This is a genomic window from Thalassospira alkalitolerans (assembly GCF_002115745.1).
Taxonomy (GTDB): domain Bacteria; phylum Pseudomonadota; class Alphaproteobacteria; order Rhodospirillales; family Thalassospiraceae; genus Thalassospira; species Thalassospira alkalitolerans.
Map to the genome: position 1 here is coordinate 503,017 of NZ_JFKB01000001.1, position 26,207 is coordinate 529,223.

Below are 26,207 nucleotides of genomic sequence, written 5' to 3' on the forward strand. Positions count from 1 at the left end.
TATGCAACGACTCGTTTTGTTTGCTTGGGTTTATGCTGTAAAAATCCTTCGATTTCACGGCATGCATGTTATAATGCGCCGACTTCACCCGAAAGGGTGAGGCAAAAGTGAAAAAACCGATTATAAATCAATTTGTTAAACCAATACTGACAGACGGATAGGACGGGCATGAAGCTGACCATCGAACGCGCGGTTCTGTTGAAATCTTTGACCCATGTTCAAAGTGTGGTCGAACGACGCAATACCATTCCGATTCTGTCCAATATTTTGCTGCGGGCCGAGAAAGATCAGCTTTCTCTGACCGCCACGGATATGGATCTTGAGGTGATTGAAACCACCACTGCGGAAGTCAGTGAAGCCGGTGCAACCACCACGCCTGCACATACTCTTTATGAAATTGTTCGCAAGTTGCCTGAGGGCTCTCAGGTGCAGATCGCGCTTGAACCCGGTGCCGGGCGCTTGACCCTGTCAGCAGGGCGTTCGAAGTTCAATCTTGCCGTTCTGCCGGTTGATGATTTTCCGGTTATGTCGGGTGGCGATCTTCCGGTCAGCTTTAGTTTGGCCGCTGCCGAGCTTCGCGGGTTGATTGATCGTGCGGAATTTGCGATTTCGACTGAAGAAACCCGGTATTACCTTAACGGGATCTATTTCCATGCGACCGACGCCGAGGGCACCAAAATCCTGCGCGCTGTCGCGACCGATGGTCACCGTCTGGCCCGCGTTGAAGCACCGCTGCCCGAGGGGGCGGAAAATATGCCAGGTGTGATCGTTCCGCGTAAAACCGTTGGTGAATTGCGTAAACTGATCGAAGAAACCGGCGAAGCTGTCGATATTGCATTGTCTGATACCAAAATCCGTTTTGGTTTTGGCAAAGCGGTTCTGACCTCGAAATTGATTGATGGCACCTTCCCGGATTACGAGCGCGTTATTCCGTCTGGCAATGACAAGACGCTTGATATCGACTGCAAAGCCTTTGCGAATGCGGTTGATCGCGTTTCGGCGATTTCGATTGAAAAATCCCGTGCCGTCAAAGTCGTTATGTCGGGCAATACCCTGACACTGTCGGCTTCAAGCCCGGAACATGGTACTGCGACCGAGGAACTTGAAATCAATTATGATGCCGATGATATCGAAATCGGCTTTAACTCGCGTTATTTGCTCGACATTGCCAAACAGGTAAAGGGCGATACCGTGAACCTTTTGATGTCGGACGGATCGTCGCCGACCATCTTGCGCGATACTGATGACCTGTCGGCATTGTATGTCCTGATGCCGATGCGCGTCTGACGGTTAAGCGCACTTTTGCTGTGGCCGCCATTGCCCAAAACTTTTCACCACAAGACGGTGCGTCCATGACGAACCGTCTTGCCGTATCCCGCATCCAGCTTAGCGACTTTCGCTGTTATGAAAGCTTGTGTCTGTCGCTTGATACGGCGCCGGTTGTTTTGACCGGGCCAAACGGGGCCGGAAAGACCAACCTTTTGGAAGCGGTGTCGCTTTTGTCGCCGGGGGGCGGGCTTCGTCGGGCCAAATTGGGCGAGATGGCGCGCAATGTTCCGGTGTCCGATGATGGTGCGCCGCGTGCCTGGGCGGTATCGGCACAGTTAACCACCCCCGATGGGGACTATCAGGTTGGATCGGGGCTTGATCCGACGGCTCTTGCGCAGGGACGTGAAAGACGCGCGGTGCGGATCGATGGTGAAAATCAGCGCGGGCAGGCATCCCTTGGCCGGGTTTGTGCCGCAGTCTGGTTGACACCTCAAATGGATCGTCTGTTTCTGGATGGTCCGTCGGCGCGTCGGCGCTTTTTGGATCGGTTGGTTTATGGCCTTGATCCGGAACACAGCAGCCGCGTTGCCGCCTATGAACATAGTTTGCGAAGCCGGGCAAAGCTTTTGAAAGAAGGCAAGGGCGACGACAAATGGCTGGCCTCGATCGAGGATTCGATGGTTCGTCATGGAATTGCCGTTGCGGTTGCCCGGGCAGAATTGCTGGCAAAGCTGGGCCGGGCCGGCACCATGGCCGTTGGTCCGTTCCCGGTGGCAAGGCTTGCTTTGGCTGGTGATCTTGAGAATTGGCTGGAACAACTTCCGGCCATCGAGGTTGAAGACAGAATGCGGGCGGCATTGCGCGATGGACGTGCGCGTGATGCGACCTATGGCGGGGCAGCGGTCGGCCCACAGCGCAGTGACCTTCTGGTATGGCACGATGCCAAAAACCAGTCGGCGGACCAATGCTCGACCGGCGAGCAAAAGGCGCTGTTGCTGTCGATGATTATGGCCAATACCCGCCTGCAAAGCAAAGCGCGCGGGGCTGGCCCGTTGCTGTTGCTTGACGAAGTCGTGGCGCATCTGGATGCAGAACGCCGCGGCTACTTGTTTGATGAAATCGTGGCGCTTGGCGTCCAAGCCTGGATGACAGGTACGGACCGGGCGCTGTTTGAAGGTTTGGACGGACGTGCGCAATTCTTCCGCGTGGAAGATGCCGCACTGACCGCTGAAACCACTCCGTGAATGCCGAGGTTGTGACGCTATGACCAACGAAACAGAAGCTCCGAAAACTGACGAACAAGAAGCGCAGGATTACGGTGCAGAATCGATCAAGGTCCTGAAAGGCCTTGAGGCGGTACGCAAACGCCCGGGCATGTACATCGGCGATACCGATGATGGCAGTGGTTTGCACCACATGATCTATGAAGTCGTCGATAACGCCATCGATGAAGCATTGGCAGGTCATTGTGATACGGTTTGGGTACAGCTTAACGGTGACGGGTCGGCGACGATCCGTGATAACGGCCGTGGCATTCCAACCGATATGCACAAGGAAGAAGGCGTTTCCGCTGCCGAGGTCATCATGACCCAGCTTCATGCTGGCGGTAAGTTCGACCAGAATTCCTATAAGGTTTCCGGTGGTCTTCACGGCGTGGGTGTTTCGGTGGTGAACGCCCTGTCGACCTTGCTGAAGCTGCGCGTTTGGCGCAACGGCAAGGAACATTATATGGAATTTTCCGGCGGCGATGCGATCAAGCCGTTGGAAATTGTCGGTGATGCCCCGATCACAGCGGAAGGCAAACCGCTGACCGGGACCGAAGTTACTTTCTATCCTGATACCGAGATCTTTACCCAGACCGTATTCGACCTGCCGACGCTGGAACATCGTCTGCGCGAACTGGCCTTCCTGAATTCGGGGGTTATCCTGACACTGCGTGATGAACGCGGCGGGGAACCCGTTGAAAGCCAGCTGCATTATGACGGTGGTATCCGTGCCTTTGTTGAATATCTTGATCGCAACAAGGTTCGTCAGATCGAAGAGCCGGTTTCCATCGTGGGTGAAAAAGACGGTATCACCGTCGAAGTCGCATTGCAGTGGAATGACAGCTATCACGAAACCACACTGTGCTTTACCAACAATATCCCCCAGCGGGATGGTGGGGCGCATATGGCTGGTTTCCGGGCGGCATTGACCCGTCAGATCAATTCCTATGCGCAGGCAACCGGGATTGTTAAGAAGGAAAAGGTCAACCTGTCGGGCGATGATGCACGCGAAGGCCTGACCTGTGTGATTTCGGTCAAGGTGCCGGATCCGAAATTCTCGTCCCAGACGAAAGACAAGCTTGTATCGTCCGAAGTGCGCCCGGTTGTTGAAAACATCGTCAATGACCGTCTGGCTCAGTGGTTGGAAGAACATCCGCAGGATGCGCGCAAGGTCGTGACGAAGGTCGTCGAAGCGGCATCAGCCCGCGAAGCTGCGCGCAGGGCACGCGAATTGACGCGACGCAAAGGTGCGCTGGATATTTCGTCCTTGCCGGGCAAACTGGCCGATTGTCAGGAACGCGATGCGTCCAAAGCCGAATTGTTCATCGTGGAAGGTGATTCCGCCGGTGGTTCGGCCAAACAGGGCCGTGAACGTGGATTCCAGGCGATCTTGCCGTTGCGTGGTAAAATCCTTAACGTTGAACGCGCACGCTTTGACAAGATGCTTTCAAGTCAGGAAATCGGTACCCTGATTACTGCACTTGGGACCGGTATCGGGCGGGATGATTTTAACATTGAAAAAGCCCGCTATCACAAAGTCATCATCATGACCGATGCGGACGTCGATGGTGCCCATATTCGGACCTTGCTTCTGACGTTCTTCTATCGCCAGATGCCGGAACTGGTGGACCGTGGATATCTTTATATTGCCCAACCACCGCTTTATCGTGCGAAACGCGGTAATTCTGTCCAATATCTTAAAGACGACCGCGAAATGGAACAGTATCTGACGGCACAGGGCACGGAAGATGCGCTCTTGACGCTAAGTGGCGGTGTTCAGGTTGCGGGTCCTGATTTGGTTCGTGTCGTCGAACTGGCGCGTAAGGCAAAGGGTCTTTTGGAACCATTGTCGGTGAAACTGCCGATTTCGATCCTTGAACAGGCTGTCTTGGCCGGTGCCTTGAACCCGGCATTGCTTGACGATGACCAAAAGCGTCAAGATGCGGCTGATATCCTTGCCAAACGTCTTGATGCCCTGGCCGAAGATTTTGATCGCGGCTGGAAAGGCGAAGCCACAATGGACGAGATCGTCATGTGGCGTATGCTGCGTGGGGTCGAAGAACGTTACGTGATCGATGGCAATATCCTGCGGTCGGCGGAAACCCGTGCGATGGCTGGTTTGCTGACGGAACTGCGCGATTTGTTTGAAAACAGTGCAGAGTTCGGTGCCAAGGACAAAACCTGGAAAATCAGTGGTCCTGTTGATCTGGTCAATGCGGTGATGGAATATGGCCGTCGTGGTATTTCGTTCCAGCGTTACAAAGGCCTGGGCGAAATGAACCCGGATCAGCTTTGGGAAACCACATTGGACCCGAATGTCCGTTCGCTTTTGCAGGTGCGTGTTAATCACGTTGATGAGGCCGAAGAGGTCTTTTCAACCCTGATGGGCGATGTCGTTGAGCCGCGCCGCGACTTTATTCAGACCAATGCACTTAAGGTTGCCAATCTGGACGTTTGATCGGCGACGGTGGATTTTGTGATTTCGGGCGGGGCAGTTCTTTGGGCTGCCCCGTTTGCTTTGGATGAAGTGTTTTCTTAATAGCTGGGGGTTTACTGTACGCTGGCATAGGAAACCTGCGGGCAAAAAACGGATCCGGGTGTGGCAGACGAAGAACTAGAAGATACCGAGGCTGGTGGTAAGAACGCAGCCCAGGCAGCAATGCAGGAAATTGCGGAACGTGAACTGCGCATTATTATGCGCCGTCGCCGTCGCCGACGTTTGTTTCTTATTATGTTTTCCGCGGTGGTTGCCCTATCGGCGTTGTTGGCGATTGCGCTTTCAGTTCAGACCAATCTTGACTTCAGCCGCAATATGATCCGAAGCCCGGAAGTCCGGATTATGGGTTTTGACGGGGCAACGCTTGAAATCGTTCAGGGACGTTACAGTCAGGATGTATCCCTGACCACGCTTCCGGAACGCATTCAGAACGTTTTTGTCGTTGCCGCTGATCCCGATTTCTATGATCACCTTGGTGTCTCGAGCAGCGATTTTTTCCGCATTTTTGCTGGGGATGAACGTCCCGGTTCGACCATCACCATGAAGGTGGCGCGCAGCTTTTTCAAAACCCCCAAATTTGGTGCCGGGCGCCGTTTCCAGGAATTGCTGGTTGCTCTTTGGCTTGAATTTAAATTCACCAAGAAAACCATTTTGCGCAGCTATCTGGAGCGTAGCTATGTCGGGCGCGGTATTTTCGGGATCATGGCGGCGTCACGCATTTGGTATGGCAGTCCCGCGGAACGAATTACCCTGCATCAGGCCGCCGTTCTTGCCGCGGCTATGGGGGATCCAAAGAAATACGATCCCCTGCTTCATCCGCGTGAAGCGGCTAATGCGGCAAATGAAATCCTTTTGAATTTGGGGCGGTATAAGTTCATCGAATTGGATCGTGTTTCGGCCCTGACATTGGTCGAGCCCAAGTTGAATGTTCAATACAAAGAAGGCGTAATTTCAAATTACGTGATCGATATGGTGATGGACGAAGTCGCCGAACGGGTCGGCTATACCAGCCGCGATATCGAGGTGACCACCAGTATTGATCTGACGATCCAGCGTCTGGCACAGGATGTCGTGCGCGAGGTTGCCAATCTTCGGCTCAAACCCAAAGGTGCCGAACAGGTTGCCTTGCTTTCCATGAGTCCGGATGGCCGAATTCGCGCCCTTGTTGGCGGTGCCGATTATACTCCGTTCCAGCCAAATCGTGCGTGGGATGTGCGTCACTATCCCGGTCGAATGATCAAGATGATCACCTATTATTATGCGATGAATGAAAACAGCGACCCGGCACAATGGGTTCGTGATAATCGCATGGCTGTAGCGGGGTGGCGTCCGGTAAACCCGGATCACGAATATCACGGGCAGATTTCCTTGCGCGAAGCCTTTGTTCGAGACGTTAATACTGTTCCGGTCAATCTGGCCGATCAGTTTGGATTGTTGAAGGTCAAGGATTACGCCAAGGCGATTGGCATTCAAAGTCCGCTTTCAAACGATATTCGGACCGTTGTCGGGCTTGATCCGGTGACTTTGGCCGATATTGCGTCGATTCACGCAATTCCGCAAAATTCCGGGAAACCGGTTCAACGGAGCCTTGTGAACCGTGTTTCCTTTGTCGGAACCGGAATTCCGGTCTATCAGCGCGTCCAACAGCAGGTGGAAAAACGTCTTACCGATGAAGCAATTCAGGGGGCCTATACCCTGTTTTCCAGTGTGACGGATCCGCAACTTCGCCTTGATCGGCCGTTTGCTGGATACGGGACTCAGTCAACCGGTGCATCGGATGCCTGGTTTACGGGGTTCTCATCTGACCTGATTACGGTCGTTTGGGCCGGAAATGATGATAATCGTCGAATTCCACTGGTGCGAGGGGATGTAGAACTTGCGTCTCTTTGGCGGTTATTTATGCTGGACGCACATGACGGATTGCCGATCCGTTCAATGATTCGTGCCTCGTCGCAACGCCGTCGCGAAAATGATGGTGTGACCGATATGTGGAAGCATGACTTGTTGAAGGAAGAGCAGTAAACCGTCTTGTCATCAGGGGATGGGGTCTCCTGTAACGGTTGGGGCTTAATCATATAAATTTCAGTCGCAAAGGCTGAGCTGTGCAGATTTGAAGCCATTTTTTGCCTGTCAGGCGGTTGTATTGACAGGTAATCATTCATGGGCCCAAATCGGCGGCAAAATTCGATCAAAGGTACATTCGTGGCCCAAAGACCATTCAAAAGACAGCAAGCCGTTCGCAAAGGCAACACCGCGCCCCGCAAACGAAAGAAACGCGTTAATACCGGTAATGGTGGCGGTAACGGTAACGGTAACGGTGGATCGGGCATTTTCGCCAAGCTTGGCGTGATGATCCCCGGGCCCGAGGCGATTATACGATTTGCCGTTATTCTTGGTATCTGGGGTCTTGTGATCGGTGGCGGTATTGTTGCTTATTACGGCTATGGATTGCCCGGCAAAATCAATTTTGAAGTTGCCAGTGAACGCAAACCATCCATTCGGGTGATCAGCGTCGATGGCGCTGTACTGGCGGCTTATGGTGATCGATATGGCAATCCGGTTGAAGTTGGCGATCTGCCCGATTATGTCGGTCAGGCTTTTGTGTCGATTGAAGATCGCCGGTTTTATGACCATTTCGGCATCGATGTATTGGGCATATTGCGGGCAACCTGGGTCAATCTGAGGTCGGGGGGCATTGCCGAAGGCGGCAGCACAATCACCCAACAATTGGCCAAGAACTTGTTTCTGTCACCCGAACGCAGTTTTGGTCGCAAGATCGAAGAAGTTCTTTTGGCAATCTGGTTGGAATTCAAATTCAACAAGCAGCAAATCCTTTCGCTTTATCTAAACCGTATCTATTTCGGGGCGGGGATGTATGGCATTGATGCGGCATCACGACATTATTTCGATACCGATCCCCGGCGTCTGAACCTGTATGAGGCCGCGGTTCTTGCCGGGCTTCCCAAGGCACCAAGCCGCTATAATCCCTTGGTCGATCCCCGTGATTCGGCAAAGCGTGCGAATGTTGTTCTTGAAGCAATGGCGTCTAATGGCGTTATTTCATCTGCACGCGCCGAACGGGCAAAACAACCAACGGTAAGAACCGCCCGCCAGGTTAAAAGCGGCCCCGGTGTTCGGTATTTCACCGATTGGATTCTTGATCGGGTGCGTGACTATGTTGGATATGTCGATGAAGATCTGTTGATTCAAACAACACTTGATTCCCGTCTTCAGGAAATGGCCGAATTTAACCTTGAACGTGCGCTTGAAAGCCCGCGCGCGCGGGAAAAACATGTCGGTCAGGCCGCATTGCTTGCCATGACACCCGATGGGGCCGTACGCGCCATGGTCGGGGGCCGGAACTATTTTGAAAGTCAGTATAACCGCGTGACCCAGGCCCGTCGTCAACCGGGTTCGGTCTTTAAGTTGTTTGTGTATCTTGCTGCCTTGGACAAAGGCATTGGGTCAAATGACTGGATGCGCGATATTGCGATTTCGGTGAATGGCTGGGAACCGCGTAACTTTGATCGTAAACATCATGGAACCTTGTCGATCCGCGATGCGGTGGCGACGTCGAACAATTCAATTGCGGTTCAGGTCGCAATGGAAGTCGGGTTGGATGCTGTGATTAAAAAAGCCCATGATATGGGTGTTTCAAGCCCGCTTGGTCGGGAGCCCAGTCTGGCACTTGGCACAAGCGAGGTTTCGATGCTTGATATGACGGGGGCCTATGCCATCGTTGCCAATGGCGGGTTTTCGGTGTTCCCCCATGCGATCCGCAAGATTACCGGTCGCGGTGGTGAAGTCATTTATGAACGCAGCGAAGAGTTTCCAGGGCGTCTTATGAACCCGCTGCATGCCGGCGAAATGAACAATATGTTAGCAGCCGTGATTGCCAAGGGAACCGGTCGAAATGCGATTATTGATCGGCCGGCGGCCGGAAAAACCGGAACGACATCTGATTCCCGCGATGCCTGGTTTATCGGGTATACCGCGGAACTGGTCGCGGGTGTCTGGATGGGCAATGATGATGGCAGTCCGATGGATGAGGTAACAGGGGGCGATTTGCCCGCCAAGCTTTGGCATGACTTCATGTTGCATGCCCATCAGAACCTGCCGGTGCGGTCTTTGGGTAAGGCGGCACTGGCGCGGTCGAAAAAAGCTGGTGAAGACGGCAGTTGGCGTGATTTCACATCTGGCTTTACGACGGGCAACAAAAAGTAACAGCAGACTGGTTTTATCGTTTGCAATACCATTGGGGGCCGGTGCAAATGCACTGGTCCCTGATGTGTGATGGCCAAAAAAATGGCCGGCATCCACATGGGAATTACCGGCCATCAAGTTCGCAGTTTGCATGGCTTCGTCGGGGGAGACCGACAAAGCCGAGGGAGTTCTCACCTGTCGAATATCGCGATGGAATCAAGGGACTGGGTGCAATCTGTCCCTTGCATCGAAAGACATCCGCATGCGCAGCTTCAGGGGCTGCGCATCGGCGAGGTTATCAGGCCGCTACAGCCTGATTGCTGAGCTTCTCAAGGAATCCAAGACATTCCTCGATCTGCGAAATTTCAATAAATTCATTGGCTTTATGGGCCTGTTTGATGCTGCCGGGGCCGCAAATGATGGACGGGATATTGCCCTGTTTTTCGAAAATCCCGCCTTCAGAGCCATAGGAAACCTTGCCTGAAACTTCGGGGATGACATTGCGTACAAGTTCGAATGCCTCGGCATCGGTGCAATCACCCATCCCCGGATAGGAAAAGATTTCTTCCCATTCAAAACCGGTTTCGGCCTCTTTGGCCTTCATTTCAGCATCAAGGGTTTTAAGGATTTTGTCTTTGATCCCGGCAAGCACGGAACCGGCATCGTGATCTGGCAGGTGGCGGATTTCGAACGTAAATTCACAGAAATCCGGCGTGACATTGGTGGCGGTTCCGCCACCGATTGTGGTCGTGAGCATGGTGCTGTGCGGGACCGTGAAATCAGGGTCAAACGGACCGGTTTCTTCAAATTCACGGGCCAGGTCTGAAATCATTGCAATCGCACGTGCGGCATATTCGATGGCATTAACGTGACGCGGGGCAAAGGATGAATGCCCTGCTGTGCCGGTCACGGAAACCCGCATCGAAAACTTGCCCTTTTGACCATTGATGACCTTCATATCCGTCGGTTCGCCAATGACGGCAAGGCGCGGCGGCGTTTTAAGCGCGGCCAGATGATCGACCATCGAGCCGACGCCAAGGCAGCCGACTTCTTCGTCATAGGACAGGCACAGATGGAACGGGATCGCGAGATCGTGTTTCACCAATTCGGGCACCATCGCCAGTGCACAGGCTGCAAAAGCTTTCATGTCGGCCGATCCCCGGCCAAACAGTTTGCCGTCGCGTTCGGTCAGTTCAAACGCCGGGCTGATCCAGCTTTTTTCAAGGGCCGGAACAACATCGGTATGACCGGAAAGCGCAATGCCCGATACATCCTTAGGGCCAATGGTGGCCAAAAGGTTGGCTTTTTCGCCGGTTTCATCGTGGAAAAGCGTGCAATCGACTCCATATTGCGCCAGATAGTCGCGGACAAAATGGATCAGACCGAGATTCGAGTTCTTGCTGGTGGTGTCGAACGCTACAAGTTTACCAAGCAAATCAATGGCATTATGCAGGCGAGACATGTTGGGTTTGCTCATTTTACTGTCGCTTCTCGTTTCTCGAATTATCAGGCTGAAGGTGCCGCATCACGGGATTTTTCACGCCATTTCTGCCATTCGCGGCGGATGGTCAGCGCGATGAACAAAATGGTCAGGGCAAAGAACCCCCATGAAATCCAGGACTGGAAAAAGACGCTCAGATCGCCGCGTGAAATTGCCATCGACCGGCGCATATTGTCTTCGAACATCGGGCCCAGAATGAAGGCAATCAGGAACGGTGCCGCCGGGATGTTCAGGATCATCATGATGAACCCGACAACCCCCATGACCAAAAGAACGGTCACGTCAAACGGGCTTGCACCAATTGAATAGATGCCAAAGACGCACAGGATCAGAATGCAGGGCAAAAGCAGTGTCTGGGGAATGCGCGATATCTTGGCAAAGGCACCTGCGGTCAGTTTGCCAGCAATAAACAGGAAGACCGAACTGAACAGGATGCCGATAAACAGGGAATAAACCTCGCCGATGTTGTTCTGGAACAGAAGCGGACCCGGCGTCAGGCCGTGGATCATGAACGCGCCTAACATCACACCGGTAATCACATCACCCGGAACACCAAGGGCCAAAAGCGGGATCATGGTCGCGCCACAACATCCGTTATTGGCCGATTCTGATGCGGCGATGCCTTCGAGTTCGCCCTCGCCGAATTTATCACCGTTTTTCGATGTGCGACGCGCCTCGCTATAGGAAAAGAACGCCGCCGTTGATGGGCCGATACCCGGAATGGCACCCAGAATCACACCGATCACAGAACCGCGCAGGATCGATTTCAGGCTGCCACGGAATTCGGCCATGGTCAGGCGGTTATCGCCAAGCTTCATGGCCGGATTGTTGTCTTCGGGGCGGAACACGATCATTTTGATCAGTTCAGGCAAGGCAAATAAACCGATCAGAACCGGAACAACACCAAGGCCGGATTTCATGTCTTCGGTCACGGCAAAGCGGAACGATCCATACATATCTTCGCCGACAGTTGCCAAAAGCAAACCGACACAGGCCGAAATGATACCGAGTACAAGTGATCGGCCCGAAATACTGGCGACGATGGTGAGCGAAAACGCCATCAGCATGAAATATTCCGGCGGCCCAACCCGAAGCGCAAACATCGCCAGCGGCATCGCCAGGAAAAACAGCGAAATATTTGATATGAAATCGCCGATGCAGCTTGAAACCAGCGCCATGTTAAGCGCCTTGCCGCCTTTGCCCTGCTGTGCCAGCGGATAACCATCCAAAACAGTACAGGCGGCCGATGCGGTGCCCGGTGTCTTGATCAGGATCGCTGAAATCGAACCGCCATAGGTCGATCCCTTGTAAAGGGCGACCAGCAACAGAATGCTGGTAACCGGCGGCAGATAGAAGGTAAAGGGCAAGGCAAGGGTCACGGCCATGGTGCCGGTCATGCCTGGAATTGCACCGATAATCACACCACCCCAGATCCCGGCCGCCATGGCGATGAAATTGGGCAGCGTTGCGACGGCTTCAAAGGCGTAAAGCAGTTCATTCCACATGAAGGGGCGCTTTCAAATCAGATCAGGGTCATGAAATCGGCGGAAAGGGCCGAAAACAGATGGCCTTCGGGGAAAGGCGTGTGGGTGATATTGGTGAAAAGAAGATACAGCAGGATCGGAAACACGATGGTCAGTCCGATCATCCAGGTTTTGCGGCTATAATCGCCCGACATCAGGAACAAATAGGCCAAAAGTAAAATGGTTGCGGCGACAAATCCGATCGCCGGTATGGCATAGGTGAAAACGGCAAAACCAATCAGAACCGCGCCAAAACGCACGATCAATTTGCGATTGCGGTAAAGCGTCTGACCAAAGGTGGTGACGGGTTCACCGCGGGCTTCGCGCATTTTTGGGATGGCAAAAATAATGGCAAGAATGCCCATGACCAGCCCGACACAGGTTACTACACGTGGCCACATATTGGGTGGCGGGGCAAATCCGGGAATGAAAGACGGAACCTTCACATAGATCGGGATCAGTACGAACAGGACAAGGGCGAAGAGTGCCGTTGCGATCAGTCCGGTATAAAAATCGCGATTTGGCGTCATGGTTCCGTCTCACATTCAGATGTTTATGGGGTGCGGTTTACTGAATGTAACCGAACTTTTTGGCCATGCCGTTATAAAGCTCGAACTGGCTTTTGACGTAGGCGCTTGGTTCTTCGTCACCGATGACCGATACCGAGCCGCGCTTTTTGGCAAGGTCAAGCCAGGTTGCGTCCGTGGCAACTTTGCCAAGGATTTCGGTCCATTTGGCAACAACGTCTTCCGGAAGACCTTTTGGTGCGTAAAGACCGCTCCATCCGCCGACCTGACCGGCCAGTTTATAGCCAAGTTCTTTGGCGGTCGGGACATTCGGAAGGGCATCCATGCGTTTCGGGGCATAGATCATCAATGCACGCATTTTACCGGCTTCGATGTGGGGCATCAGGGAGCCAGCAGAAATGGCGAGGAAGTCGACATGACCACCCAGAAGAGCTGCGGCAAGCGCGCTGCCGCCTTTGTATGGCACGAGGGTAGAAGCAGACAGCGGATCCATATCGGTGTCGGCCAGAAGGGCCTGAACCGTAAAGCCATCAATCGCAGTAGGACCGGATGCGGCATAGGTGGTCGCGCCATTGCTTGATTTGATCTTGGCGATCAGATCGTCAATGGTCTGGATGTCTGATTCTGCGTTAACCGCAAGGATCATCGGAGTCGATTCGAGAATGCCGAGGAAGGTGTAATCATCCCAGCCAACCGGGCTATCGGTATAAACGGCCGGATAAAGAGCCATGCCAACGCGCGACAGCAGCAGGGTGTAACCATCGGGCTTTTGTTCGGTGACATAACGTGCACCGTTCATGCCGCCATTGCCGGTCTTGTTTACAACGACGACTGGCTGGTCATCGGTGTAGTGACGCGCGGTTTCGGCCAATGCACGACCAGCCAGATCCGAGGCGCCACCTGCGCCATAAGGTACGACAAGGGTGATGGCTTTTTCAGGATAATCAGCGGCCTGTGCGGCTGAAACAAGCGTCGTGGTTGCAAGAACTGCAGCCGCAAAAGTCGCGGCCTTTTTGAGCTGTCGAAACATTTTTATGTCTCCCTGGATAGTGGTGGCAGGATTGCCCAAGCTCACGGTTTTTATTTTGTATACATTCCATCGCAAACTATAACTCGTTACGCAAAAAATTAATTTCAGTATAACTGATTTGCATGCTGAGATATTTTGAGAGGATAGGCTGATGCGGCTACGTGAACTTGAAAGTTTCAATGCGTTTATGACCTATGGATCGGTGACCAAGGCAGCATTGGCAATGAATATCAGCCAGCCGATGGTCAGCCGGTTGTTAAACAGCTTTGAAAAATCCGTTGGCTTTGCATTGTTCATCCGCAAACGAAATCAGGTGTTGCCAACGACCGAGGCCTTGCAGTTTCACACCACCGTCCTGCGATCCCTGAATGCCTTCCGCGAGATTGAAACCCAGGCCCGTGCGATTGCCAACGATCAGCTTGGCAGCATCCGCATTGCGGCTCAGCCGATCTATGTGGACACTTATCTTCTGGATGTGGTGGCAAAATTCAAACGCGCCCATCCCAATGTCGCGGTCAGCATTACCGATACCGGCCTTGAAGGGATGCTTGATCTGGTGACAACCCGGCAATGCGATTTGGGGATTGGTATCACTCTTGATCTTCAGGATCCGAATATGGAAGTCATGCCGCTTGCGCAATGCCGGGCCGTTTGCCTGATGCCGCGTGATCATCGGCTGGCCGGGTTTGAGACCATTGATATTGATCTTTTGCGCGGTGAAAGTTTTGTCGAACTATCTATCGGGTCGCCGTTGCGGACCAAGATTGATTATATTTTCCAGATCGCGGGCTGGCCGCGTAAAATCGCGGTCGAGGCGCGAACCATCCGCACCATTTCGCGCCTTGTTGAACGTAATGTCGGCATTGCCGTGATTGACCCCTTTGCAACTTTGTTCGTAGAGGAAGAAAAGGTTGTTGCTCGTCCCCTGACCCCGGCAATCGAATGGGATATTGCGCTTTTTCGGGCATCAGGGGAACTCAGCGCGGTTGAACGCAGTTTTCTAAGCTTTCTGCGTGCGGAATTGCCTGATTTGCGCAAGGCGGGGTGTGTTCTTTGACCTTGGTGGTGTTCAGGCGCGTTTGTCGAACGCCAGCCGGGCGGCAAGTGCCAGAAACACACAGCCGGTAAAAACCTGAAAGGCACGTGCCAGACGGGCTGATCGCGATAGAAATTGACCAAGTTTTCCGGCAAATCCGCCGACCAGACAATTTATGATTGTGCCGCCAATATTTAGAAGAGCACCAAGGATCAGGAATTGCGCCAAAACCGATCCGCGCGCCGGATCAACAAATTGCGGGATGAAAGCCAGCACGAAAACGATGATTTTCGGGTTCAAAAGATTGACGATGATCCCATCCTGCCATGCTTTCATTGCACTGGCCGGTGCGGTTTTGGTTGGTTTTAAAACGCCGCTGCGATCCCGGAATGACTGGAACGCCAGCCACACCAGATAGGCAATCCCGGCCCAGCGCAGAACTTCCAGCGCGACCGGATGGGTGGAAACCAGTGCGGCAAGGCCAAGCCCTGCTAAAAGTGTATGGATCATCGCCCCTGTGGCAATGCCAAAACTTGCTGCCAATCCGGCACGTGGGCCGGACTTTATCCCCTGTCCCAGACAAAATAGCATGTCATTGCCCGGCGTCATGTTAAGCGCCAGCGCGGTTGGAATGAAAATCAGCAGGGTTTCAGCAGGGATCAGCATATCGGGGCTCCAGATGGTGCGGTGGTCGCTGTGTTTTCCTAGGTTCCTGCGCCATAGCGATGCAGGGCCGAGCCGTTTTTCTTTAACCAGTGTTGTTGTTTTTTCGATGGACCATAAAGGTCTTCGACCACGTCCCAGAAACGCGCACTATGGTTTAATTCTTGCAAATGGGCGACCTCGTGGGCGACGACATAATCCAGCACATCTTCGGGGGCAAGCACGAGTCGCCAGCTAAAGGACAGATTGCCGCTTGATGAACAACTGCCCCATCGCGTGCGGGTATCTTTTAACGAAATGCGGTTGACCTTTTTGCCGATCTGTTCGGCATAGGCGTGGGCGCGCGGGGCGATTTCAAGCTTGGCCTGTTTTTTAAGCCAGTCGGAAACGCGGCGGTTGGTGTGTTCGGCAAGGCCCGATACCCAAATGACCCCGGCTTCGGCCCAGACGCCGCGCTTGGCATCGGGGACGGTTCGGATGGCGTGTTCGTTGCCCATGAATGGCACCCAGGCGCCGGGAACGAATTTCACCCGTTCCGGCAGGCGGCGCATATGGGCGGTGACCCAGTCGCTGTGCTGATGCAGCATCGAAATTGCTGTTTTGCGCGAAACACCGTTCGGAACGACAATTTCGACCCCGTCAAATGCCGGATCGATCCGCAATTTGAGCCGCGTCGCACGCGCACTTGGCCGTAACCGGACTGGCAGGGGGCCAATTTGCGGCAGGTCGATTTCGGTTTCTTCGATATCTCGCAGCATCAATGGTCGCTCTTTGGGCGGATTTTTCCAAAAGCAGGGTGGAATTTTTGCACTTTTTGCGCCTTTTTCACCAGAAGGTCATCTTGGCCCTTGCCCGGCACTAGTGTTTTCCTATACTCCGCGCTCAAGGTCTAGGGGACTTTTGCAATGCATTTGTTGCGCCCCCCATAAGGGACGTTGGCCTGAATGTGCCGCGCCCCGGTTTACATCGGAAGAAGAAAGGCGTCACTCCAATGAGCGATCAGGTCAAAAAGGTGGTGCTTGCCTATTCGGGCGGGCTTGATACCTCCATCATCCTGAAATGGCTGCGCGAAGAATATAATTGCGAAGTCGTGACTTTCACCGCCGACCTCGGCCAAGGCGAGGAACTTGAACCTGCCCGCAAAAAAGCCGAGATGTTTGGCGTCAAACAGATCTTCATCGAGGATTTGCGCGAAGAATTCGTTCGCGACTATGTCTTTCCGATGTTCCGTGCGAACGCGCTTTATGAAGGCGTCTATCTGCTCGGGACTTCGATCGCGCGTCCGCTTATTGCCAAACGCCAGATCGAAATTGCCGAAGAAGTCGGCGCCGATGCCGTTTCGCATGGCGCGACCGGCAAAGGCAATGATCAGGTTCGTTTCGAGCTCGGCTATTACGGCCTGAAGCCGAATGTAAAGGTTATTGCGCCCTGGCGTGAATGGAAGCTGAATTCGCGGACAGCACTTTTGAATTTTGCCCGCGAACACCAGATTCCGATTTCGGCCGACAAGCTCGGCGGCGATGAGCCCCCCTATTCAACCGATGCCAACCTTCTGCATATTTCCTATGAAGGCAAGGCACTGGAAGATCCGTGGGCCAAACCGGACGAAAAAATGTTCGAACGGACTGTGTCCCCGCAGAATGCACCCGATGCAATCACCACGATTGAAGTCGAATTCGAACAGGGCAATCCGGTTGCGGTTAACGGCGAACGTCTGAGCCCGGCAACCCTTTTGGCCAAACTAAACGATGTTGCCGGTAAAAACGGTATCGGTCGTCTTGATCTGGTCGAAAACCGTTATGTCGGCATGAAATCGCGCGGTGTTTACGAAACCCCGGGCGGAACCATTCTGTCGGTTGCGCATCGTGCGATGGAAAGCATCACTCTTGACCGTAACGCCGGTCATCTTAAAGACGAGCTGATGCCGCGCTACGCCGAGATGATCTATAACGGTTACTGGTGGTCACCGGAACGTCAGGCGCTTCAGCGTTTGATCGATGATACCCAGCGCACGGTCAACGGTGTGGTTCGCCTTGACCTTTACAAAGGGAATGTCACGGTTACCGGTCGTAAATCGCCAAATTCGATCTATTCCGAAGAACATGTGACGTTTGAAGCCGACACTGTTTACAACCAGCGTGACGCCGAAGGTTTCATCAAATTGAATGCCCTTCGCCTGCGCCTTGGTTTTGATCGCGACAGCGTTAAGTAAGCTTCGCCTTTGCGACGATATATGGAACGAGGGGTGAATTTCGCCCCTCGTTTTCTTTTGGAAGCCCGGATATAAATGCGCGATGCAACGCTATAAATGCACAGTCGAATATGATGGCCGCCCGTATCACGGTTGGCAGTATCAGGACGAGGTGATCTCGGTACAGAAGGTTTTTGAAACCGCACTGGAAAAGTTCATCGGTGAATTTGTGCGCGTTTATGTTTCGGGTCGCACCGATGCCGGGGTTCATGCCATGGGGCAGGTCGTGCATTTCGATCTACCGCGTTATTATCCGGCCGAAGCGGTGATGAATGCGATCAATCATCACCTGAAACCCGATCCGGTTGCGGTGATGGATTGCCGTGAAGTTGACGAAGATTTCCATGCGCGTTTTTCATCGAAAAAACGCTATTACATGTATCGCATCATCAATCGCCGGGCACCACTGACGTTCGAGTCCGGGCTGGCATGGGGCATTTATAAGCCACTTGATATTGATGCGATGAATGAAGCCGCACAGCACTTGATCGGCACTTTTGATTTTACGACTTTCCGTGCCAGTGAATGTCAAGCCAACAGCCCGATCAAGACGTTGGAAAAGCTGATGGTCAAGCGGTGTGATCATGACCCGCTTGAAATCCGTATTTTCACCGAAAGTCGGTCCTTTCTGCATCATCAGGTTCGCAATATGGTCGGGACACTTGTTCTGGTCGGCAAGGGAAGCTGGAAACCCATTGATGTCAAAAAGGCGCTTGATGCATGTGATCGCAAAGCCGGGGGACCAACGTCACCGGCCGATGGGCTTTATTTCGTAAAAGTCGACTATTAGGGCGATTTCCCCCGGGGTCCACTGAATAAAAAATTACATTAGAAAAGTCGTAAGATACAAGGATTCTGTAATAATTTTTCTATTGGTTGAATATATTGCGATGCAATATCAATCATTAATTCTTGATATTGCGGCCAAATAGGCCAAGGCTCCAACAACATATAGGCAGGCATTTAACTGCCAGTTTTGTTCGTTCTGATTTGCGGACACGCTATTGCCAATCAGGTGATTGCGGGCAGATCAAAGGGCGTTCGTTTGCTTGTGCGCCATATGGTGCCGACGATGGGGTTGGGGACAAAACGCCATGTCCAAAAGTATTGTTTTAAAAGTTGCTTTGGCCGCTGTGATTATTCTGATCGGTGGCATTTTGCTGCTGGGGGCTGTCATCATGCAGCGTGTTGATCAACAGGTCAGTGACTCCAGTCTTCAATCGCAAAAACTTAACCTGCGTGTTGCGGCACTTTTGCTTCAGGATGCCTATCCGGATATGAAGGTGACCATCGACGACGATGGTGAAACGACGAATTTGACCATTCCTGAAATACCGGATTTGTCATCGCATATCCTGATTGACCGCATTGGAACAGCAACCGGACAGACAGCGACGGTCTTTTCCTGGGTGCCCGGCGAAAAAGATTTTATCCGCGTTTCAACCAATATTATCAAACCGGACGGTAAACGTGCCGTTGGGACAATGCTGGGCAATGGCAGTGCGGCCTATGGGCCGACCACCTCGGGCAAAACTTTCCGCGGCGAGGCGCTTATCCTTGGCACTGAATACGTCACCCAATACACGCCAATCTTTAATCCCGCCGGTGAAACAATCGGTATTCTTTATGTCGGGATCAAAAAGGTTGAAGTCGCCGAAGTGGCAACGGCCATCGAGCTGCGCATTCTGATTTCCGGTATTATCGTTGCAGTGGTTGCCGCGATCTTGCTTGTTTTGCTGCTGCGGTGGCAATTGGGGCCGCTACACGTTTTGGGTAATACGATTGCCCGTTTCGTGGATCGTGATTTTTCAGGCGAGGTTGCCTATACCACGCGGGCAGATGAAATTGGTGTAATTGCCGATGGACTTGTCCGTTGGAAAGATACCGCAAGCAAGATCAAAGAGGCCGAAGAAGCCCGTATTTCCGCCGAAGAACGCGGCAAGCAGGAAAGCATGCAACAGCGCAATCGTCTTGCGACCGAGCTTGAAGAAAGCATCGGCCAGATTGTTGCATCGGTACGGCAATCGACCGAAGGCATGATGCGTTCGACCAAACAAATGCGTGAATCGGCGGATAATTCGATTCGCCAAAGCAGCCATGTCAGCGAAGCGGCCAACGAGTCGGCCCGCAGTGTTCAGACTGTTGCCGCTGCAACCGAGGAACTTTCGGCATCGATCAGCGTCATCGGAAGCCAGGTCGACGAATCGACATCAATTGCCGATACGGCAGTGGGCGAAGCGTCGCGTGCCAATGAAATGGTTAGCGGTCTTGCCGATGCCGCCGAACGGATTGGCGAGGTCGTCAGCCTGATTAACGATATTGCGGCACAAACCAATTTGCTGGCACTAAATGCGACGATTGAAGCCGCCCGTGCCGGTGAAGCGGGCAAAGGCTTTGCCGTTGTGGCCCAGGAAGTTAAAAACCTGGCTAATCAAACAGCCAAGGCCACCGATGAAATCGCCCAGCAGATTGGGGCCATTCAAAGTGAAACCAAACTGACGGTCGAAGCGATTGAAAAGGTGACACACACGATTGCGACCATCAACGATATCACCAACGGCATTTCGGCATCGGTTTCCGAACAGAATACCGCCGTTAGCGAGATTGCCAACAGTGCCTCGACCGCCTCGGGCGGATCAACCGAGGTGGTTAATAATATCGAGGATATCCATCACGCAGCCAGCAGCAGTGGTGCTGCGGCTAGCGAACTTGATGCAAATGTCGGGGCCCTGTCAGGACAGATTGAAACCCTGCAAACAACGGTTTCCAGCTTCCTTAAGCAGTTGCGTCAGAACTAGGGTCAGTCTTTCGGGTGGGTTTGTGCTCACCCGAAAAACCAATGCCACAGGAACGGAATGGTCAGCGCGGTGGCAATGGTGTTAAGGCCCATCGCCAAGCCGGAAAAGGCACCGGCGGTTTCATTGACCTGAAACGCTCGTGCTGTGCCGATGCCATGCGCCGCGACGCCCATGGCAAAACCACGTGCGCGCCAGTCTTTTAACCCGGCCAAATTCATCACCATCGGGCCAAGCGTTGCTCCGACAATGCCGGTGGCAATCACGCAAACCGCTGTTAAGGCCGGAACCCCACCGATTTCTTCGGCGATCCCCATTGCGACCGGTGTGGTCACCGATTTCGGCGCGAGGGATGCCAAGGTTTCCGGGCTGGCGCCAAGCAACCAGGCAAGGGCAACAGTGCTGGCACTTGCGACTAGTGAACCAAACAAAACCCCGAAAATAATAATCGGCAGAGCACGTTTGAGGGTTTCCAACTGACGAAATAGTGGAACGGCAAGCGCAACCGTTGCCGGACCCAGCAGGAAGTGAACAAACTGGGCACCTTCGAAATAGGTCGCATAGGGGGTGCCGGTGATTTTAAGCAACATTGCGATCAGGGCAATTGCGATCACCACCGGATTGCAAACCGGATTGCGGTCGGTTTTTTGATACAGCCAGAAGCCAATGGAATAGGCGACAAGCGTGATTGTAAGTCCGGTCAGCGGTTTGGTTGAAAGGTAAACCCAAAGCTGTGTGATATCGGTCTCACCCATCAGTTTGCCTCCGCTTTTGGTATGGTTTCATCACTGGATTTTGGCTTTGGCAGCAGTTTCGACATTAAAAATGCCGTTGAAACAATGGCAAGCAGGGTTGATACGATCAGGGCCGCTGTAATCGGCAACCAATCACCGCGCAAACGATCCAACTGGGTGACAACACCGACCCCGGCGGGCACGAACAAAAGCGAAAAATGGATCAGAAGGTTATCTGCTGCATCGGTCAAAACTTTTGGCGGGCGGCGTTTGATGATCAGGCCAACAAACATCAACCCCAGGCCGATAACCGGGCCGGGTACGGGCAGATCGAATAATTCCGACATGACTTCGCCAAGAAGCTGGCAGACGAGGATAAGCGCAAAGGCGGCAATCATAGGCGACCTCCCGATGGGGGTTTGATCCTGACCTTGTGGTTGGACCATCCGGTTATGTTTCTATTTCCCTGACATAATGCCTTTGAGGGTAATCGACTTTTATTAATAACGAAAAACGCCCGTGCGATATTGGCACAGGCGTTTGAAGTTCTTTGGTCTTTCAGATGGTTCTAAAGGATTTCCAGAACGCTTTCGGGTGGTCGGCCGAGCGCGGCCTTTTTGCCATTGATGACGATCGGGCGTTCAATGGCGCGCGGATGGGCACAAAGTGCCTCGATCAGATCATCGCCACGAAGATCGGCAATGCCTTCTTCGCGGGCTTCTTTTTTGCGCAGGATATCTTCGGGGGCCATGCCCAGCATGCCAAGGATTTCTTTTAATTCCTGTGGCGTGGGTGGGGTATCCAGATAGTGGATCACATCAGGCGTAATGCCCTTTTCCTCGATCAGGGCAAGGGTCTGACGTGATTTCGAACAGCGTGGATTGTGATAGATGCGGACCATCATGTCGGGGTCTCCGTATCAAAAGAACAATGTGCAATGTGATAGCCGCCTTTGCGGTTGCAATCAAATGCCGTCAATCATCGATAGCAGATCGTTGAGGTCATCAATCTCGCCGTTGATGATCCGCGTGGCGGTATCATAGCCAAACCCTTGGCGGGCAAGGGCGGCCAGATCCTTGTCGCGTTTTTCATCGCGCTGATCGGGTCTGCGAAACGGGCCCAATCGCCGTCGCCGGGCATAGGCCGCCGCCGCCGCGATATTGGGATCCGTGCCGCGTACTTCTTCATAGGCCGCCTGATTGGCTTCGTGTTTAAGATCGGTAATCGTATCATCAATCAAATCCGATGCGATGCCACGTGCGTTCAGATCCGCCGCAATCACACGTATTGCCTTGCCCTTGCGTAAAAGCGATCTGGCGCGGCCCTTGGCATAGGCGGTGTCATCGATGAAACCGGCATTCTCGCAAACCGATAGAACGTTTTTCATCCATTCTTCGGCTTCTTGCGGGTCGGTGCCGTATTCCGCGACTGAAAGCCGGATTTTTCCGTGGATCAGTTTTTCAAGCCGGGCCCGTGAAGCCGCAAAGCGTTCCAGATACCAAGTGGCATAATTCATCAGATAGTCGCGTGTCACCCGGCGCGGCTTTTGCGGCTCGCGCGGGTCGCGATCTTTCGCGCGGCCCTTTGCTTTTTCGGTAAAACGGGCGTTGCCGCCAAATTTTTCCGACGCGCTGTCTGCGGCCAAATCACTGTCTTTTCTGTGTGATTCTTTCATGTCATTTGCGGCCAATCGATACGCACCCTTGCACTTGATGCCTAACTCTCCCTATTTTACGCGCAATTGTCTGCATTTTTCCGAAGGGTAATTTATGAAAGAGCTTGCACCGCGTCAAATGGGCGCGATCAACTGGCTCGGTCTGTGGACGCTTTATGCCAAGGAAGTTCGTCGGTTTCTGAACGTGCATCTGCAAACCATCGGTGCGCCGGTGGTCACCAGTTTGCTGTTCATGGCGGTCTTTCTTTTGGCACTTGGGCGCACGGTCGAGACGGTCAATGGCGTGCCTTTCGCCACTTTCCTGGCCCCTGGTCTGGTCATGATGACCATGGCCCAAAACGCCTTTGCCAATACGTCGAGTTCGATCCTTATTTCGAAGGTACAGGGCAACATTGTCGATGTTCTGATGCCGCCGCTGTCGGCCGGTGAAATGGTTGCCGGTTTTGCCTTGGGTGCGGTAACCCGTGGTGTGATGGTTGGTTTTGCGACGACAGTCGTCATGGCGTTTTTTGTCGACGTCAGCATCCATAATATCTGGGCGATCCTGTATTTCGGCATTTCGGCATCGCTGATGCTGGCGCTGCTTGGGATTGCCGGTGGCGTCTGGTCCGAGAAATTCGACCATATTGCGGTGGTGACCAACTTTATCATCACACCGTTGTCGTTCTTGTCAGGCACTTTCTATAGTGCAAAAAACCTGCCCGAAGTCGGCCAGATTTTGGTGCACTATAATCCGTTCTTCTACATGATTGACGGGTTCCGCTATGGCTTTACCGGTGTTTCCGATGGCACGGTCATGACCGGTGTTGTGGTTCTGGCGGTGGTCAATCTTGTGCTTTGGATGTTGTGCTATCGCATGATCAAAAGCGGCTACAAGCTAAAGGCCTGATCGCTGCAAAACACGGTTTTCAGTATTAAATGCCGTTTGGGGGCAGCATTCCGCACGGGATGCTGCCTTTTTTCATGTCTGCTCTGTTCGAATACAGGGTTTTGTGTCGTTGACAGGGGTCAGGAATCTCTTGATACTCCGCGGCTTGCCGGTATTCTGCCGGAACTGACCCGTTGGTCAGGAATTGGATTTTACCCCTGATTGAGGAATGCAAAAGTGATTACTCCCGTCATGCCGACCTACGCACGGGCCAATTTGGCCTTTGAGAAAGGTGAAGGACCTTATCTCTATGCGCAGGACGGCCGACGATTCCTTGATTTCGGGTCTGGCATAGCGGTCAATACGCTTGGCCATGCACATCCGCATATGGTCAAGGCGATCACTGAACAGGCCAACAAGGTCTGGCATACCTCGAACCTGTATCGCATTCCGGGACAGGAAAAACTGGCCGAACGGCTGGTCGCCAATAGTTTTGCCGATACCGTGTTTTTCTGTAATTCCGGGGCTGAGGCCAATGAAGCCGGGATCAAGATGCTGCGCCGTTACCAATATGTCAGTGGCCATGCGGAAAAGAATCGGATTCTGGTCGCAAGCAATGCGTTTCATGGCAGGACACTTGGCACCTTGACTGCCGGGTACAGTGACAAGTATCGCGAAGGTTTCGGGCCGATGCCCGACGGTTTTGACCGCGTGGCATTTGGCAATTTGAATGAATTGCGCGATGCGATCACCCCGCAGACCGCCGGTATTCTGGTTGAACCTATCCAGGGTGAAGGTGGCATTTGTGCCGCACCCGAAGGCTATCTTGAAGGTCTTCGCAAGGCGGCTGACGAGTTCGGTCTGCTGGTGATGTTTGACGAAGTGCAGACCGGTGTTGGCCGAACCGGCAAACTTTATGCCTATGAATGGTCGGACATGGTCCCCGATATCATTTCCTCGGCCAAGGGCCTTGGCGGTGGTTTCCCGGTCGGGGCGTTGCTGGCCAATGAAAAGGCAGCGGCGGCTTTGACGGCAGGTATGCATGGCACGACCTTTGGCGGTAACGCGCTTGCCATGGCAGCGGCCAATGCGGTGCTTGATGAAGTGCTCAAACCGGGTTTCATGGACAATGTTCTCGCCATGAGCCAATTGATCCGTGATGGCCTTGCGACCATTACCCGAAAGCATCCGGGCTTTATTGTGGAAGTTCGTGGCATGGGCCTTCTTTTGGGCATGAAAACTGTGCCGACTAATGTTGATGTTGTCGCCAAACTGCGTGAACTGGGTCTTTTGACCGTTCCGGCAGGCGATAACGTGGTGCGTCTTATCCCGCCGCTTAACATCACCAAAACCCATGTCGACGAGGCGCTGGCCGCAATCGATGCCGCCGCTGCAGCCTTGGCGCAATAAGGAATACAAATATGACTGATATCAGGCACTTTCTCGATCTCGACAAAATGTCGGCGGAAACACTAAGCGATATTCTTGATCTTGGATCCGTGGAAAAGGCCGGCAAGGCACCCTTTGGTGACAAGCCGCTGGCGGGCAAGACACTTGCCCTGATTTTTGAAAAACCATCGACGCGCACACGTGTTTCGTTCGAAGTCGGCATGCGCCAGCTTGGCGGTGATGTGGTGACCCTTGATGCGGAAAGCTCGCAGATTGGCCGGGGCGAATCGATTGCGGATACGGCGCGTGTTCTGTCACGCTTTGTCGATGCGATCATGATCCGTACGACGGACGAATCCAAACTTTTGGAACTGGCACAATATGCGACGGTTCCGGTGATCAATGGTCTGACCGATCAAAGTCACCCGTGCCAGATCATGGCTGATCTTATGACGATCAAGGAACATAAAGGCCGCCTTGACGGGCTGAAATTCGCCTGGGTCGGGGATGGCAACAATGTTTCGACATCCTTTATCCATGCCGCGCCGAAATTTGGTTTTGCGCTCGATCTGGCATGTCCGGTGGGCTATCGCCCCAATCAGGGCTTGATTGAAACCGCGAATGCCGAAGGTGGCAAAGTTCGACTGACGGATATGGACAGTGCATTGGATGGTGCGGACGTCATCGTTACCGATTGCTGGGTGTCGATGGGGGACAAGGACGCCGATGCCCGTATGGAAGCCCTGACCCCCTATCAGATCAATGCATCGACCATGGCCAAGGCAAAGCCGGATGCGATTTTCATGCATTGCCTGCCGGCGCACCGTAACGAAGAAGTCACCGACGAGGTGATTGATGGGCCGCAATCGGTTGTCTTTGACGAAGCCGAAAACCGTCTGCATGCGCAGAAAGGGGTTCTGCTATACTGCTTTAATGGCTTGCCATCCTAGGGATGCGGACTACATAAGGCATCAGAATTTC

22 protein-coding genes are annotated in these 26,207 nt (G+C 53.3%); 12 read left to right on the top strand and 10 right to left on the bottom strand.

Annotated features, from left to right (window positions below; all coding sequences use genetic code 11):
- Nucleotides 1–168 precede the first annotated feature (168 nt).
- The 5 genes from dnaN to TALK_RS02345 all read left to right on the top strand — a co-directional run bounded on the left by dnaN (nucleotide 169) and on the right by TALK_RS02345 (nucleotide 9,255).
- Entirely contained in the window at nucleotides 169–1,287 is a 1,119-nt protein-coding gene (dnaN, locus tag TALK_RS02325) for a DNA polymerase III subunit beta (protein WP_085615408.1), read from the top strand.
- Nucleotides 1,288–1,352: 65 nt separating this feature from the next.
- Nucleotides 1,353–2,513, top strand: coding sequence for a DNA replication/repair protein RecF (gene recF, locus TALK_RS02330; RefSeq protein WP_085615409.1), 1,161 nt, complete (start codon nucleotides 1,353–1,355; stop codon nucleotides 2,511–2,513).
- A 19-nt stretch (nucleotides 2,514–2,532) separates the two neighbouring features.
- Nucleotides 2,533–4,992, top strand: a complete 2,460-nt coding sequence (gene gyrB / locus TALK_RS02335) for a DNA topoisomerase (ATP-hydrolyzing) subunit B (RefSeq protein ID WP_085615411.1) — start codon at nucleotides 2,533–2,535, stop codon at nucleotides 4,990–4,992.
- 141 nt (nucleotides 4,993–5,133) lie between these two features.
- Nucleotides 5,134–7,053, top strand: coding sequence for a transglycosylase domain-containing protein (locus TALK_RS02340; RefSeq protein ID WP_085615413.1), 1,920 nt, complete (start codon nucleotides 5,134–5,136; stop codon nucleotides 7,051–7,053).
- 180 nt (nucleotides 7,054–7,233) lie between these two features.
- Nucleotides 7,234–9,255, top strand: coding sequence for a transglycosylase domain-containing protein (locus TALK_RS02345; RefSeq protein WP_085615742.1), 2,022 nt, complete (start codon nucleotides 7,234–7,236; stop codon nucleotides 9,253–9,255).
- A 277-nt stretch (nucleotides 9,256–9,532) separates the two neighbouring features.
- Here TALK_RS02345 and argE read toward each other — a convergent pair whose 3' ends face one another.
- The 4 genes from argE to TALK_RS02365 are packed head-to-tail and all read right to left on the bottom strand — an operon-like array spanning nucleotide 9,533 to nucleotide 13,815.
- Nucleotides 9,533–10,711 (bottom strand): acetylornithine deacetylase, encoded by a 1,179-nt coding sequence (argE, locus tag TALK_RS02350; protein ID WP_085615415.1) that lies wholly within the window; start codon nucleotides 10,709–10,711, stop codon nucleotides 9,533–9,535.
- Between the two features lie 29 nt (nucleotides 10,712–10,740).
- Nucleotides 10,741–12,240 carry a tripartite tricarboxylate transporter permease gene (locus tag TALK_RS02355; protein WP_085615417.1) on the bottom strand — a complete coding sequence of 500 codons (1,500 nt, stop codon included), beginning with the start codon at nucleotides 12,238–12,240 and terminating at the stop codon, nucleotides 10,741–10,743.
- Nucleotides 12,241–12,257: 17 nt separating this feature from the next.
- Nucleotides 12,258–12,788: a tripartite tricarboxylate transporter TctB family protein gene (locus tag TALK_RS02360; protein WP_085615419.1), complete on the bottom strand. Its 531-nt coding sequence runs from the start codon at nucleotides 12,786–12,788 to the stop codon at nucleotides 12,258–12,260.
- Nucleotides 12,789–12,825: 37 nt separating this feature from the next.
- Nucleotides 12,826–13,815, bottom strand: coding sequence for a Bug family tripartite tricarboxylate transporter substrate binding protein (locus TALK_RS02365; protein ID WP_085615421.1), 990 nt, complete (start codon nucleotides 13,813–13,815; stop codon nucleotides 12,826–12,828).
- 151 nt (nucleotides 13,816–13,966) lie between these two features.
- Between TALK_RS02365 and TALK_RS02370 the strand changes: the two genes are divergently transcribed.
- Entirely contained in the window at nucleotides 13,967–14,872 is a 906-nt protein-coding gene (locus TALK_RS02370) for a LysR family transcriptional regulator (protein ID WP_085615423.1), read from the top strand.
- Between the two features lie 12 nt (nucleotides 14,873–14,884).
- On the opposite strand, the gene TALK_RS02375 is transcribed toward TALK_RS02370, so the two are convergent.
- Nucleotides 14,885–15,517: a LysE family translocator gene (locus TALK_RS02375; RefSeq protein ID WP_085615424.1), complete on the bottom strand. Its 633-nt coding sequence runs from the start codon at nucleotides 15,515–15,517 to the stop codon at nucleotides 14,885–14,887.
- Nucleotides 15,518–15,555: 38 nt separating this feature from the next.
- A complete protein-coding gene (locus TALK_RS02380) occupies nucleotides 15,556–16,272 on the bottom strand; it encodes a M48 family metallopeptidase (RefSeq protein ID WP_085615426.1) in 717 nt (238 codons plus the stop codon).
- Between the two features lie 233 nt (nucleotides 16,273–16,505).
- On the opposite strand from TALK_RS02380, the gene TALK_RS02385 reads away from it, so the two are divergent.
- From TALK_RS02385 to TALK_RS02395, 3 genes are all read left to right on the top strand, one after another.
- Nucleotides 16,506–17,726: an argininosuccinate synthase gene (locus TALK_RS02385; RefSeq protein WP_085615428.1), complete on the top strand. Its 1,221-nt coding sequence runs from the start codon at nucleotides 16,506–16,508 to the stop codon at nucleotides 17,724–17,726.
- 82 nt (nucleotides 17,727–17,808) lie between these two features.
- Nucleotides 17,809–18,555, top strand: coding sequence for a tRNA pseudouridine(38-40) synthase TruA (gene truA, locus TALK_RS02390; protein ID WP_085615430.1), 747 nt, complete (start codon nucleotides 17,809–17,811; stop codon nucleotides 18,553–18,555).
- Nucleotides 18,556–18,859: 304 nt separating this feature from the next.
- Nucleotides 18,860–20,563, top strand: coding sequence for a methyl-accepting chemotaxis protein (locus TALK_RS02395; RefSeq protein WP_085615432.1), 1,704 nt, complete (start codon nucleotides 18,860–18,862; stop codon nucleotides 20,561–20,563).
- Between the two features lie 26 nt (nucleotides 20,564–20,589).
- On the opposite strand, the gene TALK_RS02400 is transcribed toward TALK_RS02395, so the two are convergent.
- From TALK_RS02400 to TALK_RS02415, 4 genes are all read right to left on the bottom strand, one after another.
- Nucleotides 20,590–21,315: an LrgB family protein gene (locus TALK_RS02400; protein ID WP_085615434.1), complete on the bottom strand. Its 726-nt coding sequence runs from the start codon at nucleotides 21,313–21,315 to the stop codon at nucleotides 20,590–20,592.
- On the bottom strand, nucleotides 21,315–21,692 hold the full coding sequence (locus tag TALK_RS02405; RefSeq protein ID WP_085615436.1) for a CidA/LrgA family protein: 378 nt from the start codon (nucleotides 21,690–21,692) through the stop codon (nucleotides 21,315–21,317). Before TALK_RS02405 ends, TALK_RS02400 begins: the two co-directional genes overlap by 1 nt.
- 170 nt (nucleotides 21,693–21,862) lie before the next feature.
- Entirely contained in the window at nucleotides 21,863–22,198 is a 336-nt protein-coding gene (gene arsC, locus TALK_RS02410; protein WP_085615437.1) for an arsenate reductase (glutaredoxin), read from the bottom strand.
- Nucleotides 22,199–22,258: 60 nt separating this feature from the next.
- Entirely contained in the window at nucleotides 22,259–22,969 is a 711-nt protein-coding gene (locus TALK_RS02415; protein WP_085615744.1) for a regulatory protein RecX, read from the bottom strand.
- Between the two features lie 94 nt (nucleotides 22,970–23,063).
- Between TALK_RS02415 and TALK_RS02420 the strand changes: the two genes are divergently transcribed.
- From TALK_RS02420 to argF, 3 genes are all read left to right on the top strand, one after another.
- Complete coding sequence (locus TALK_RS02420) at nucleotides 23,064–23,858, top strand: ABC transporter permease (RefSeq protein ID WP_169714916.1); 795 nt, start codon at nucleotides 23,064–23,066, stop codon at nucleotides 23,856–23,858.
- A gap of 231 nt (nucleotides 23,859–24,089) precedes the next feature.
- Nucleotides 24,090–25,247 (top strand): aspartate aminotransferase family protein, encoded by a 1,158-nt coding sequence (locus TALK_RS02425; RefSeq protein ID WP_085615439.1) that lies wholly within the window; start codon nucleotides 24,090–24,092, stop codon nucleotides 25,245–25,247.
- Between the two features lie 11 nt (nucleotides 25,248–25,258).
- Nucleotides 25,259–26,176, top strand: coding sequence for an ornithine carbamoyltransferase (gene argF, locus TALK_RS02430; RefSeq protein WP_085615441.1), 918 nt, complete (start codon nucleotides 25,259–25,261; stop codon nucleotides 26,174–26,176).
- Nucleotides 26,177–26,207 lie beyond the last annotated feature (31 nt).